Source organism: Nocardia sp. NPDC059236 (assembly GCF_042754085.1).
Taxonomy (GTDB): domain Bacteria; phylum Actinomycetota; class Actinomycetes; order Mycobacteriales; family Mycobacteriaceae; genus Nocardia.
The window spans coordinates 29380-42303 of the sequence record NZ_JBHZAF010000031.1 but is presented as its reverse complement, the minus strand read 5'-3'; the positions used below and the strand labels follow the sequence as shown (position 1 = coordinate 42303).

General features: G+C 68.2%; 10 protein-coding genes and 1 tRNA gene. 5 read left to right on the top strand and 6 right to left on the bottom strand.

What is annotated here, in order from left to right; all coding sequences use genetic code 11:
* Window positions 1–30 precede the first annotated feature (30 nt).
* Window positions 31–474, top strand: a complete 444-nt coding sequence (locus tag ACFXIV_RS43875; RefSeq protein ID WP_354849484.1) for a hypothetical protein — start codon at window positions 31–33, stop codon at window positions 472–474.
* 7 nt (window positions 475–481) lie between these two features.
* Window positions 482–1888, top strand: a complete 1407-nt coding sequence (locus ACFXIV_RS43870; protein ID WP_379402860.1) for a metallophosphoesterase — start codon at window positions 482–484, stop codon at window positions 1886–1888.
* 41 nt (window positions 1889–1929) lie between these two features.
* On the opposite strand, the gene ACFXIV_RS43865 is transcribed toward ACFXIV_RS43870, so the two are convergent.
* Window positions 1930–2004 (bottom strand) — tRNA-Cys (locus tag ACFXIV_RS43865).
* A gap of 127 nt (window positions 2005–2131) precedes the next feature.
* On the opposite strand from ACFXIV_RS43865, the gene ACFXIV_RS43860 reads away from it, so the two are divergent.
* Window positions 2132–2674: a MarR family transcriptional regulator gene (locus ACFXIV_RS43860; protein WP_354849479.1), complete on the top strand. Its 543-nt coding sequence runs from the start codon at window positions 2132–2134 to the stop codon at window positions 2672–2674.
* 76 nt (window positions 2675–2750) lie between these two features.
* A complete protein-coding gene (locus ACFXIV_RS43855) occupies window positions 2751–3806 on the top strand; it encodes a hypothetical protein (protein ID WP_379402861.1) in 1056 nt (351 codons plus the stop codon).
* A 177-nt stretch (window positions 3807–3983) separates the two neighbouring features.
* Here ACFXIV_RS43855 and ACFXIV_RS43850 read toward each other — a convergent pair whose 3' ends face one another.
* From ACFXIV_RS43850 to ACFXIV_RS43830, 5 genes are read right to left on the bottom strand one after another with little or no spacing between them, the layout of a single operon-like run.
* Window positions 3984–4760 (bottom strand): enoyl-CoA hydratase, encoded by a 777-nt coding sequence (locus tag ACFXIV_RS43850; protein WP_364623263.1) that lies wholly within the window; start codon window positions 4758–4760, stop codon window positions 3984–3986.
* Window positions 4757–5659 (bottom strand): 3-hydroxyisobutyrate dehydrogenase, encoded by a 903-nt coding sequence (mmsB, locus tag ACFXIV_RS43845; RefSeq protein WP_379402862.1) that lies wholly within the window; start codon window positions 5657–5659, stop codon window positions 4757–4759. Before mmsB ends, ACFXIV_RS43850 begins: the two co-directional genes overlap by 4 nt.
* Window positions 5660–5677: 18 nt before the next feature.
* Window positions 5678–6793 (bottom strand): enoyl-CoA hydratase/isomerase family protein, encoded by a 1116-nt coding sequence (locus tag ACFXIV_RS43840; protein ID WP_379402863.1) that lies wholly within the window; start codon window positions 6791–6793, stop codon window positions 5678–5680.
* Window positions 6790–7929: an acyl-CoA dehydrogenase family protein gene (locus tag ACFXIV_RS43835; protein WP_379402864.1), complete on the bottom strand. Its 1140-nt coding sequence runs from the start codon at window positions 7927–7929 to the stop codon at window positions 6790–6792. The genes ACFXIV_RS43840 and ACFXIV_RS43835 overlap by 4 nt, the downstream gene beginning before the upstream one ends.
* Before the next feature lie 4 nt (window positions 7930–7933).
* Complete coding sequence (locus ACFXIV_RS43830; protein ID WP_379402865.1) at window positions 7934–9433, bottom strand: CoA-acylating methylmalonate-semialdehyde dehydrogenase; 1500 nt, start codon at window positions 9431–9433, stop codon at window positions 7934–7936.
* Window positions 9434–9560: 127 nt separating this feature from the next.
* Between ACFXIV_RS43830 and icmF the strand changes: the two genes are divergently transcribed.
* On the top strand, window positions 9561–12836 hold the full coding sequence (gene icmF, locus ACFXIV_RS43825) for a fused isobutyryl-CoA mutase/GTPase IcmF (protein WP_379402866.1): 3276 nt from the start codon (window positions 9561–9563) through the stop codon (window positions 12834–12836).
* The last annotated feature ends 88 nt before the right edge of the window (window positions 12837–12924 follow it).

Genomic DNA, 12924 nt, shown 5'->3' with positions numbered 1-12924 from the left:
CCGAAGATCGGCCGGAGTCGAAGGATCTCGATGAGCTTGCAGCGGCGTACCCCCTTGACCATCGGACTCGGCGTGGCCGCCGTGGTGCTCGTGGGAGGTGGCATCGCCACCGCGGTGACGTTGAACGGCAAGGACTCCGGACCGAGCGACGACAAGCGTGTCGAGACCGCGGTGCGCGATTTCTACGACGCGCTCTCCGCCGGCGGCGCGTCGCAGGCCGTCGGCAAGACCTGCGCCGGCGACCGCGCCCAGTACGACGCGCTGCCCGAGGCCCAGCGGAAGGCCATGGACCAGGGCAAGATCTCCATGAAGGTCGATTCGGTGCAGGGCATCACCATCACCGGCGACCGCGCCACGGCTGTCACCCTGGGCACGCTCACCCTGCCCGGCACCGCCGACAGCAAGCGTTCCACCGATGAACACCTGCGCAAGGAAGACGGCGTATGGAAGGTCTGTTCCACCGACGCGAAGTAGGACGGTCATGAGCTGCTGCGGCCCGAACCGGCGGCAGCTGCTGGGCCTGCTGGCGGCGGCCGCGGCCCTGCCGCTGGCGGCGCCGAGTCCCGCTCGGGCACAGCCGGGTTCGCTGGTGGCGACCGATCTCGAGGTCGTCACCATCACCGAGCAGTCGGCCGTCTTCACCTGGACGACGCTGGGCCCGGACGCGGCCGGCAACCCTGTTCCGGTGGAGACCGGCGGCGAAGTCTGGCTCGGTCCCGCGGACGGGACCGGGCTGCGGCAGGTCTTCGGCGACCCGCAGCCGACCGCCTGTCACTACGCCGAGGTCACCGGGCTCGAGCCCGGGCGCGCCTATCGGTTCGAGGCGCGTTCCCAGGGCATCGCGGCCGCGCCCGCGCTGAATGTCGCCACCCGCCTGCCGAATACGCCGGAGGCGCAAGGGGTCTTCACCACGCTGGTGCCGCCGCCGGGCCGGCTGCTGCGAACCCTCGCCCTGTCCAATGACATTCACTTCGGCGAGGAGGTCAGCGGGCTCATCACCGCCGGCCTGCCGCCCGGCGTGCGCCAGGAGCCCGGTCTCGCACCGTATCCCGAAGTCATGCTGACCGCGCTGCTCGACGATATGCACCGGCCCGACCGTGCCGTCGACCATCTGCTGCTCGCCGGTGACCTCACCGCCGAGGCCACCCCGGACCAGGTGCGCGGCGTCCACACCCACCTCGCGAACTGGGGTGCGCCGGGCCGGGACTGGTTCGCCGCCCGCGGCAATCACGACCGCCCGCACCTGGGCTCGGACTACGCGGACTGCAGCCCGTACCTCGACCACTACGACTGCTGGGGTGATTCCTTCACCGCCCGACAGCAATTGGCGGCCTACGAGGTCGGCGAGCTGCGCCTGATCGCCCTGGACACCACCCAGCTCGACGCCCCGGGCGGCACTTTGGACCGGTCCCAGCTCGACGAGCTGCGGGACCGGCTCACCGGCGACCCGGACCGTCCCACACTCGTTTTCGGTCATCACCCGGTCACCACCGAGTCCGGCGGGTCCAATCTGGCCGGACCGAGCTTCATTCTCGATGCCGCGAATGCCGCCGAGCTGCAATCGATCTACCGCTCCGCGCCCGGCGTCTTCCTGCACCATGCGGGGCACACCCACCGCAACCGCCGTACCCGGCCCGATCTGCCCATCCCGGTCGAATTCCTGGAAGTGGCGGCGGCCAAGGAATATCCGGGCGGTTACTCGCTGCTGCGCCTCTACGAGGGCGGCTACATGCTGAATTTCTACAAGACCCGCACCGAGGCCGCGCGGCGCTGGAGCACGCGGTCGCGGGGCGAATACTTCGGTCTGCTGCCCGAATACACGCTGGGCACGACCGCCGACCGCAATTTCGTGGTGTCGCGCGATCTCTCCGGCGTGATCGCGAGCTGAATGCGAGAACGCCTCCCGGGTGTACGGGAGGCGTTCTCCGATGGAGCGACCGACGGGACTCGAACCCGTGTGACAGGCTTTGCAGGCCTGCTCCTGACCAACTCGGACACAGCCGCAGGGTGTACCCAATAGTGCGGCGAATCGGGCCTGCGGCCGAGGTTTTGAATCACCGTGATTCGTATGCTCCCCGGGGATCGGCTCGGCGCTGCGACCAACCGGTTCGCGACGTGCGATGATCGGGTCATGTCTCGACCACGTCCACTGCCACTCGACCCGATCGAGGAGGCGCACCGTCAGTGGACCGAGCACGGCTGGGGTGACGTGGCCGACGGAATGGCGGCGGTGACGTCACTGGTGCGGGCGCAGCAAATCGTGATGGCACGGGTGGACGAAGCCCTGCGGCCGTCCGGTTTGACCTTTTCCCGGTACGAGTTACTGATGCTGCTGAGTTTCAGCAAAACCGGCGCGCTGCCGATGGCGGTGGCCAGCGCCCGCCTGCAGGTGCACCCCACCTCCGTCACCAACACGGTGGACCGGCTGGAGGCGGCGCACTTGGTGAAGCGTGTGCCACATCCCAGTGACCGGCGGGCGACGCTGATCGAAATCACCGATGCCGGAAGAGAATTGGTGGCCAGGGCCACCACCGAGCTGAACCGGCGAGTTTTCGCCGAGGCCGGACTGCCGCCGGAACGATTGCAATTGCTGCTGCAATTGCTGTCGGAGTTCCGGCAGAGCGCCGGCGACTTCGATCCGGGTAGCTCGCCGACACGATGGGCCGGTCAGTAACCGGTCAGCGACCCAGCAGCCAATTTCCTGCGTCATAGTCTTGGATTCGGCTCGCAAAAGGTTCACCATTGAGCGCATGGTGCTGGTCCTCGGGGTGTCGGCGGGCGCTGCTGGCGCACGTGCCATGCTCACCCATTCCGACCAGCCTCACCTGCCTCCCATCGACCGTTGCAAGGTCCTGCGCCGGGCCGGTGATCGCGGCATGGAGGACCCCGTTTTCGAGGCCATCCAGCAGATGCGCAAGTCGGCTGCCGAGCGCGACGAATTCATTACCGGCATTGCCGTGACCTGCCGCTCGGCCACCCACGCCGAGGCGATTCGCACCGCCGCGGGCCGCAACCGCCTCACGGTCATCGATGAGCCGGTGGCCCAGCTCCGATATCTCCGATTCACCCGGAAGCTACCCAGCGAGGGTTCGGTCCTGCTCTACGACCTGGGTGCTTCGGGACTGACCCTCACCCAGATCGACTGCCGCAACGATGCCGTCCTCGCCACCAAGCGCAGCACCGTCCTGGGTGGTGACGGCCACGACGCGCTGTTGCGCTGGCTGCTCACCCGCGCCGGGGTCACCGTGGATCTGGCCACCACCCGCCGCCAGAAGGAGGCGCTGGCCTCCGAGCGCGTCCTGGCCGTCTGCGACCCGATCACCGGGCAGCGCACCGTGGTCACCCGCAGTGATTTCGCCGAACTGGTCGAAGCGGGCATTCATCACTCGGCGTCCTTCGTCCGCCACATGATCGACGAGACCGGCATCCAGCCCGCCGGAATGGCGCTGCTGGGCGGCTGCACCCGCAACAAGAGCATCCGGGACGAGCTGAAACAGCAGCTGGGCTATCCGCTCATCTACGATCCCGAACCCGAATTCGTCTCCACCCGCGGCGCGGTCCTGCTGGCCGCCGAACGGCCATCGGCCCGCAGCATCCGCAGCGTGCACCTGGCCCAGGCCGCCACCTCCCACGAGGCCCCCGCCACCTCCCCCGTCTCCCGCCGCAAACTCGTTGCGGCAGTGGCGGTTACCGCCACCCTGGGCGGCACCATCGTCGGCGCGCTGGCCATGAACCGCGACGGCGGCGAACACCCCGACGGCAAGCCCCCGACCGTCGAAGTGGTCGGCCCGCCCAAACACGGCTGACGCCGGCGCCCGCGCCGATGACCTCGAGCACGAGGCCCACCCAAACACGCCTGACGCCAGCGCCCGCGCCGATGACCTCGAGCACGAGGCCCGCCGAGCAATACCTGCCCCCTCTCGTCAACGTGCCCCGCTGCGTCAGGCAGCGGGGCACGAGAGCTCCGAGAGTGGTTGCGGCGCTTACTTGTTGGTGAAGTTCGCCGGGCGCTTCTCGACGAAGGCGGTCATGCCTTCCTTCTGATCCTCGGTCGCGAAGAGCGAGTGGAAGACGCGGCGCTCGAAGCGCAGGCCCTCGGTGAGGGTGGTTTCGAAGGCGCGGTCGACCGCTTCCTTGGCGATCATGACCGACGGCAGCGACATGGACGCGATGGTCTCGGCGACCTCCATGGCGGTGGCGACGAGGTCGGCGGCGGGGACGATGCGCGAGACCAGGCCCGCGCGTTCGGCTTCCTCGGCGTCCATATTGCGGCCGGTCAGGATCAGGTCCATGGCCTTGGCCTTGCCGACGGCGCGGGTGAGGCGCTGTGAGCCGCCCATGCCGGGGATGACGCCGAGCTTGATCTCGGGCTGCCCGAACTTGGCGGTGTCGGCGGCGAGCAGGATGTCGCACATCATGGCGAGTTCGCAGCCGCCGCCGAGGGCGTAGCCGGCGACCGCGGCGATGATGGGCTTACGGAACGCGACCAGTCGGTCCCAACCGGCGAAGTGGTCGGTCAGGAACATGTCCATATAGGACTTGGACTGCATCTCCTTGATGTCCGCGCCGGCCGCGAAGGCCCGGTCGGACCCGGTCAGCACGACCGCGCCGACCTCGTTGTCGTTCTCCAGCTCGTCCAGCGCCGCCGAAATGTCGGCCAGGACCTGCGAGTTCAGCGCGTTGAGGGCCTTCGGCCGGTTCAGCGTGATGAGGGCGACACGCCCCTTGCGCTCCAGCAGAATGGTCTCGAAGTCTGTCACGCCGGTTCCTCTCCCGATCGCTTGCGGATATCGGTGACGATAGCCGAGAAGTCCTTGCCCGCTTCCTCCTGGTTGAAGCGGCTGTAGATCTCCGCCGCCAGCTGCCCGATCTGCCCGTCGACGCCATTGGCCCGCAGCGCGTTCGCCGCGAGACCCAGGTCCTTGGACATGAGCGCGGTCGCGAAGCCGGGCTGGTAGTCATTGTTGGCCGGGCTGGCCGGAACCGGTCCGGGCACCGGGCAGTAGGAGGTCAGCGCCCACGACTGCCCCGAGGCGGTGGACACCACGTCGAAGAACTTGTCGTGGGTGAGCCCCAGCTTCTCGCCCAGCACAATGGCTTCCGAGAGCCCGATCATGGAGATGCCCAGCAGCATGTTGTTGCAGATCTTGGCGGCCTGACCCACGCCGGCGCCGCCGCAGTGCACGACCTTGCCGCCCATGACCTCCAGCAGCGGCAGCGCGTCGGCGAAGTCGGCGTCCGCGCCGCCCACCATGAAGGTGAGGGTGCCCGCCGCCGCGCCCGCCACGCCGCCGGAGACCGGGGCGTCCAGGGCCCGATGTCCCGCTGCCGCAGCGAGTTCCGCGGCCTGCTTGGCATCGGCGACGTCGATGGTGGAGCAGTCGACGAACAGGGTGCCCGGCTTGGCGGCCGGGAGGATCTCGCCGTAGAGGTCGAGCACGATGCGGCCGTTGGGCAGCATGGTGATCACGATGTCGGAGGCCGAAACCGCTTCCGCGGCAGTGGCGACCACGGTCGCCCCGTCCTGGCGCGCCTGATCCTGTGCGGCGGGCACCGGGTCGAAGGCGAGGACGTCGTATCCGGCCTCGACCAGGTTGGCGGCCATGGGTCCGCCCATGTGGCCCAGCCCCAGGAACCCGACCTTGGTGTTAGTGCTCATTGCTCGTCCTTCAATGCTCTATTCGCCTGAAACAGGTGCGGCCAAACCCAATTCGCGATCGCCGAGCGCGCCGAAGTAGGCGTCCACGTCGGCCTCGGTGACGTCCGCCAGGGTGGCGGGCGACCACTGCGGGTTGCGGTCCTTGTCGATGACCTGGGCGCGGATGCCCTCCACCAGGTCGTGGGTGTTCAGGGAGGCGACGGAGACCCGGTACTCCTGGTTCAGCGCCGTCTCGAGGTCGGCGGCCCGGCGCGCATCGCGCAGCGAGCGCAGCGTGACCTTCAGCGCCACCGGCGATTTCGACAGCACGTCGGCGGCGGCCTTGGCGGCCTCGGCCCGGCCGTCGAGCTGCAGCCGGTGCACGATCTCCTCGACGGTGTCCGCGCTGTAGCAGGAGTCGATCCACTCCTGCTGTGCCACGAACTCCGAGACCGGTGCGGGCTGTGCGAACTTGGCGATGGCCACGTCGACCTCGGCGGTGGTCAGCGCCTCCAGCAGCGCCGGAATGTGTTCCGACGGAACGAAATAGTCGGCGAACCCGGCCGCGATGGCATCACCGGCGGACATGCGCGCGGTGGTGAGCGCGACATGGGTGCCGATCTCGCCCGGCGCGTGCGCCAGCAGGTAGGTGCCGCCGACGTCCGGGATGAAGCCGATGCCGGTCTCGGGCATGCCGACCATGGACCGCTCGGTCACGATGCGATGCGAGGCGTGCCCGGACAGGCCGACGCCGCCGCCCATCACGATGCCGTCCATGACCGCGACATACGGCTTCGGGTAGCGGCCGATGAGGGCATTGAGGATGTACTCGTCGCGCCAGAACGTGCCGCTCGGGGAATCCGCGGCCACCTCGGGCGAATCACCCTGGGCCACAGCGTGCTCGGCGTCGTTGTGGATGGCGACGATGTCGCCGCCCGCGCACAGCCCGCGCTCGCCCGCGCCGGTGAGCACCACCGCGCGCACCTCGTCGTCGTCCGCCCAGGCCCGCAGCGCGTCCAGGATGGTCAGCGCCATCGGGTGATTGAGCGCATTGATGGCCCGCGGCCGGTTGAGCGTGATCAGGCCGAGGCCGTCGCGCCGCTCGATCAACACCTCGGGTTCGTGCACCGTGCTCTTCGATGCCTCAGCGCTCATGCTGCTCCTACCACCGAGCGGGCGACGACCACCCGCATGATTTCGTTCGTGCCCTCGAGAATCTGATGCACCCGCAGGTCGCGGACGATCTTCTCGATGCCGTATTCGGCCAGGTAACCGTAGCCACCGTGGAGTTGCAGGGCCTTGTTGGCCACCTCGAACCCGGCGTCGGTGGCGAACCGCTTGGCCATGGCGCACAGCTCCACCTTGTCGGGGGCGTCGGCGTCCAGCGCGGCCGCGGCCCGCCACAGCAGGGTGCGAGCGGCCTCCAGCGAGGTGCGCATATCGGCCAGCTCGAACTGCAGGGCGGTGTTGTCCAGCAGTCGCGAGCCGAACGCCTTGCGCTGGGCCATATAGGCGACGGTCCGATCGAGCGCGGCCTGCGCCCCGCCCATCGAGCAGGCGGCGATGTTCAACCGTCCGCCATTGAGCCCGTTCATGGCGATGCGGAAGCCGTTGCCCTCCTCGCCCAGCAGGTTGGCCGCCGGGATCCGGGCATTGTCGAGAATGACCTGCCGGGTGGGCTGCGCGTTCCAGCCCATCTTCTTCTCGTTGGCCCCGAAGGACAGCCCGGGCGTATCGGCCGGGACGATGAAGGCCGAGATCCCGCGCGCCCCTTCGTTTCCGGTGCGCGCCATGATCACGTACACGTCGGTGCTACCCGCGCCGGAGATGAACTGCTTGACGCCGGTGAGCAGGTAGTCGTCGCCGTCACGGACGGCCTTGGTGCTCAGCGCCGCCGCGTCGGAGCCGACGCCCGGCTCGGTCAGCGCGTAGGAGGCCAGCAGGTCCATGGAGCTCAGCCCCGGCAGCCACCGATTGCGTTGCGCCGCATCGCCGTAGGTGTCGATCATCCACGTGGCCATATTGTGGATGGAGATGTAGGCGGCCACGGCCGGGCAGCCGGTGGCCAGCTGCTCGAAGATGCGCACGGCGTCCAGCCGCCGCAGCTCCGAGCCGCCCACGTCCTCGCGCACATAGATACCGCCCAGGCCGAGCGAGCCCGCCTTGCGCAGCACGTCCACCGGGAAGTGCTTGCGCTCATCCCATTCCAGGGCACTGGGCGCGAGCAGCTCGTCGGCGAAGGAGCGGGCGGTCTCGACGATCGCCTTCTCGTCCTCGTCAAGTACGAACATCAGGTCAGTCCATGGTCGGGATGACGAAGGCGTTGGACTCCTTGAGTCCCGCGGGCCAGCGCTGCGTCACCGTCTTGGTCTTGGTGTAGAAGCGGATCGAGTCCGGGCCGTGCTGGTTGAGGTCGCCGAAGCCGGAGCGCTTCCAGCCGCCGAAGGTGTGGTACGCGATCGGCACCGGGATCGGGACATTGATGCCGACCATGCCGACCTGGACGCGGGCGGCGAAGTCGCGGGCGGTGTCGCCGTCGCGGGTGAAAATGGCGACGCCATTGCCGTATTCGTGCTCGTTGGGCAGGCGCAGCGCCTCTTCGTAGTCCTTGGCGCGCACCAGCATCAGCACCGGGCCGAAGATCTCTTCCCGGTAGATGCGCATCTCCGGGGTGACCTGGTCGAACAGCGAAGCGCCCGCGAAGAATCCGTCCTCGCCGCCCTCGACGACCAGGCCACGCCCGTCGATCACCAGTTCCGCGCCCTCGTCGACGCCGATCTGGACATAGTTGTTCACCCGGTCCACGCCGTCGCGGCCGACCAGCGGGCCGAAGTCCGCGCCCGGGTCGTCGGAGACGCCGACATTGAGCTTGTTGATGCGCTCGATGAGCTTGGCGCGCAGGCGATCCGCGGTCTCCTCGCCCACCGGCACGGCGACCGAGATGGCCATGCAGCGCTCGCCTGCGGAGCCGTAGCCCGCGCCGATGAGCTGGTCGGCCACATCGTCGAGGTCGGCGTCCGGCATCACGATGGCGTGGTTCTTGGCGCCGCCGAAGCACTGGGCGCGCTTGCCGTTGGCGGAGGCGGTCTCGTAGATGTACTGCGCGATCGGGGTGGAGCCGACGAAGCCGACGGCCTTGATCCGCTCGTCGTGCAGCAGCGTGTCGACGGCTTCCTTGTCGCCGTTGACCACATTGAAGATGCCGGCGGGCAGTCCGGCCTCGAGGAACAGCTCGGCCAGGCGCAGCGGCACCGAGGGGTCGCGCTCGGAGGGCTTGAGCACGAAGGCATTACCGCAGGCCAGCGCCGGTCCGGCCTTCCACAGCGGGATCATGGCCGGGAAGTTGAACGGGGTGATGCCCGCGACCACGCCCAGCGGCTGCCGCATGGAGTACACGTCGATGCCGGTGCCGGCGCTCTCGGTGTACTCGCCCTTGAGCAGGTGCGGGATGCCGACGGCGAATTCGATGACCTCGAGGCCACGCTGGATATCGCCCTTGGCGTCGGCGATGGTCTTGCCGTGCTCGCTGGAGAGCAGTGCGGCCAGCGAATCCATCTCGTCCTGCACCAGGGTCAGGAACTTCATCAGGATCCGGGCGCGCTTCTGCGGGTTCATGGCGGCCCAGGCCGGCTGTGCGGCGGCGGCATTCGCGATGACCGCCTCGACCTCACTCTTGCTCGCCAGCGGCACCCGCGCCTGAACCTGGCCGGTGCTGGGGTTGAACACATCGCCGAAGTTGCCCGAAGTTCCCGGGACGTGCTTCCCGCCGATGAAGTGGGTGAGTTCGCGAGCCATGCCAGTCCTGTCTCGAAGCTTGCGCGCCGATTGCGCGGTCTGTGGCGATCCTATAGTTGGACATCCAAGTATTGGCTGTGGGATAATTCACAGCGCCCAGAGAGCCTCCGAGAGTTGGAGCAACCGCATGCCCGATCTGCATGTCCCGGTTCATCCAGTGCGGTTCGTGACCGCAGCGGCGCTGTTCGACGGCCATGACGCGGCCATCAACATCATGCGAAGAATCCTGCAGGCCCAGGGAGCCGAGGTGATTCATCTGGGGCACAACCGGGCCGTGCGCGACGTCGTGGACGCGGCCGTCACCGAGGACGTGCAGGGCGTCGCGGTCAGCTCGTATCAGGGCGGGCACATCGAGTACTTCGAGTACCTGGCGCAGGCCTTGAAAGAGGCCGGGGCCGAGCACGTGAAGATCTTCGGCGGGGGCGGCGGGGTGATCATTCCCGAGGAGATCGCGCGGCTGGCCGAGTCGGGCGTGACCATCTTCTCGCCGGAGGACGGGCAGCGGCTCGGGCTGCCGGGGATGATCAATCACCTGATTTCGGCTTGCGACGTGGATCTTTCACACGCACCCGCGTCGGTGGAAGCGGTGCTGAGCGGGGATCGGGCGGCACTGGCGCGGACCCTCACCTGCCTGCAGCAGGGGACGCTGCCGGAGGCGGACCGAGCGGCGCTGACGGCCGCGGCGGCCGTGCGGCACGTGCCCGTGCTGGGCATCACCGGCACCGGCGGATCCGGAAAGTCCTCTCTCACAGACGAACTCGTGCGGCGGCTGCGCACCGATCAGCAGGACAAGCTGCGGGTCGCGGTGCTGGCGGTGGACCCGACCCGGCGGCGCGGCGGGGGTGCGCTGCTGGGCGACCGGATCCGGATGAACGCCCTCGACGGCGAACGGGTCTACTTCCGGTCGCTGGCCACCCGGGGTGAGCGGGAACTGCCGCACGATATCGACACCATGGTGATCGCCTGCAAGGCAGCGGGATTCGATCTGGTGATCCTGGAGACGCCCGGCATCGGACAGGGTGACGCGGCCATCGCCGAGCACGTGGACGTGTCGCTGTACGTGATGACGCCGGAGTTCGGCGCGGCCTCCCAGCTCGAGAAGATCGACATGCTCGATTACGCGGATGTGGTGGCCATCAACAAGTTCGAGCGGCGCGGGGCCGAGGACGCGCTGCGCGATGTGTCGCGGCAGCTGGTGCGGAATCGGGAGGAGTTCCACGCCATGCCCGAGGATATGCCGGTCTTCGGCACCAGCGCGGCGACCTTCAACGATGACGGGGTGACAGCGCTCTACCAGCACCTGAGCGGACTGCTCGCCGAGCAGGGGCTGCCGCTGCAGGAAGGCGTGCTGCCGCGGGTGGCCACCCGCACCTCCACCCGCTTCGCCCAGATCATTCCGCCCGCCCGCGTACGCTATCTGGCCGAAATCGCGGAAGCCGTGCGGGATTACCACGCCGGCACCGCGCGCGAGATGGAGGCCGCGCGGCGTGTCCAGCGCCTGGAGCAGGTACTCGCCGAGCTGCCGGGCGACGGCGCACTCCCGGCTTCCCCGGCGACAGCGACCACCGGCGATGCCGTCACGTCCGATGCTGCCGGAGAGGTGCTGCGCGGGCTGCTCGCGCAGGTTCGCGCCGACCAGAAGCCGGAAACCGCTGAGCTGCTGGCGGAATGGCCCGCGGTCGCGGAATCGTATCGGGGCGACGAACAGGTGGTGCGGGTGCGCGATCGGGAGCTGCGGACGGCGCTGCGCCGGGAGACATTGTCCGGCAGTTCGATTCCCCGGGTGGCGCTCCCCCGCTTCACCGATCACGGTGAGCTGCTGCGGTTCCTGCGCTCGGAGAACCTGCCGGGACGCTTCCCGTTCACCGCCGGAGTGTTCCCGTTCAAGCGCGACAACGAGGATCCGGCGCGCATGTTCGCGGGCGAGGGCGATGCCTTCCGCACCAACCGCCGGTTCAAGGTGCTCTCCGAACACGCCGAGGCCAAACGGCTGTCGACCGCCTTCGACTCGGTCACGCTGTACGGGCACGACCCGGCCGAGCGGCCGGACATCTACGGCAAGGTCGGCACCTCCGGGGTGTCCATCGCCACCCTCGACGATATGAAGGCGCTCTACGACGGCTTCGACCTCGACGCGCCTGCCACCTCGGTGTCCATGACCATCAACGGTCCCGCGCCGACGATTCTGGCCTACTTCCTCAATGCCGCCATCGATCAAGCGGTGGCGGAGTTCGCGGCCGAGCAGGGCCGCGAGCCCACCCCCGACGAGGCGGCCGGCCTGCGCGCCCGCACCCTGGCGACGGTGCGCGGCACCGTGCAGGCCGACATCCTCAAGGAGGACCAGGGCCAGAACACCTGCATCTTCTCCACCGAGTTCAGCCTGCGCATGATGGCCGACATCCAGGAGTGGTTCGTGCGCAACGGCGTTCGCAACTTCTACTCGGTGTCCATCTCCGGCTATCACATCGCCGAGGCCGGGGCGAACCCGATCAGCCAGCTGGCCTTCACGCTGGCCAACGGTTTCACCTATGTGGAGGCGTATCTCGCGCGGGGCATGGACATCGACGACTTCGCGCCCAACCTGTCGTTCTTCTTCTCCAATGGCATGGACGCCGAGTACTCGGTGATCGGCCGGGTGGCGCGGCGCATCTGGGCGATCGCCATGCGCGACCGGTACGGGGCCAACGAGCGGTCGCAGAAGCTGAAGTACCACGTCCAGACCTCCGGGCGGTCGCTGCACGCACAGGAGATGAGCTTCAACGACATTCGCACCACGCTGCAGGCGCTCATCGCGGTGTACGACAACTGCAACAGCCTGCACACCAATGCCTACGACGAGGCGGTCACGACGCCGACCGAGGAATCGGTGCGGCGGGCGCTGGCCATCCAGCTCATCATCAACCGGGAGTGGGGGCTCGCGATGAACGAGAATCCGCTGCAGGGCAGCTTCATCATCGACGAGCTGACCGATCTGGTGGAGGAGGCGGTGCTGCGCGAGTTCGAGCGGATCAGCGAGCGCGGCGGGGTGCTCGGGGCCATGGAGACCGGCTATCAGCGCGGGCGGATCCAGGACGAGTCCATGCTCTACGAGCGACGCAAGCACGACGGCAGCCTGCCCATCATCGGGGTCAATACCTTCCGCAATGGGCACGAGGAAGCACCTCGGGTGCTGGAATTGGCCCGCGGCACCGAGGCGGAAAAGCAGTCTCAGCTGCAACGAGTCCGCGAATTCACCGATCGGCACCGGGATGCGGCGCCGGCGGCGCTGGCCCGGCTCGCGGCGGCCGCGGCGAGCGACGAGAATGTTTTCGAGGTGCTGATGGATGCCGCGCGAGTGTGCACACTCCAGCAGGTCACGGACACCTTCTTCACGGTGGGCGGTCAATACCGGCGCAATGTCTGATAAAAACGTCCGATTCTGGTGCGTGCCGATTTCCGATCGAAAGCAATTTCTCAGCTATATCTGAATCGTTCGGTTCGATCACAGCTGA

Excerpts from the sequence above, each read along its gene's own strand:
- ACFXIV_RS43875 (WP_354849484.1), top strand. The coding sequence starts at position 31 with ATGAGCTTGCAGCGGCGTACCCCCTTGACCATCGGACTCGGCGTGGCC.
- ACFXIV_RS43870 (WP_379402860.1), top strand. The coding sequence starts at position 482 with ATGAGCTGCTGCGGCCCGAACCGGCGGCAGCTGCTGGGCCTGCTGGCG.
- ACFXIV_RS43860 (WP_354849479.1), top strand. The coding sequence starts at position 2,132 with ATGTCTCGACCACGTCCACTGCCACTCGACCCGATCGAGGAGGCGCAC.
- ACFXIV_RS43855 (WP_379402861.1), top strand. The coding sequence starts at position 2,751 with ATGGTGCTGGTCCTCGGGGTGTCGGCGGGCGCTGCTGGCGCACGTGCC.
- mmsB (WP_379402862.1), bottom strand. The coding sequence starts at position 5,659 with ATGAGCACTAACACCAAGGTCGGGTTCCTGGGGCTGGGCCACATGGGC.
- ACFXIV_RS43840 (WP_379402863.1), bottom strand. The coding sequence starts at position 6,793 with ATGAGCGCTGAGGCATCGAAGAGCACGGTGCACGAACCCGAGGTGTTG.
- ACFXIV_RS43835 (WP_379402864.1), bottom strand. The coding sequence starts at position 7,929 with ATGTTCGTACTTGACGAGGACGAGAAGGCGATCGTCGAGACCGCCCGC.
- ACFXIV_RS43830 (WP_379402865.1), bottom strand. The coding sequence starts at position 9,433 with ATGGCTCGCGAACTCACCCACTTCATCGGCGGGAAGCACGTCCCGGGA.
- icmF (WP_379402866.1), top strand. The coding sequence starts at position 9,561 with ATGCCCGATCTGCATGTCCCGGTTCATCCAGTGCGGTTCGTGACCGCA.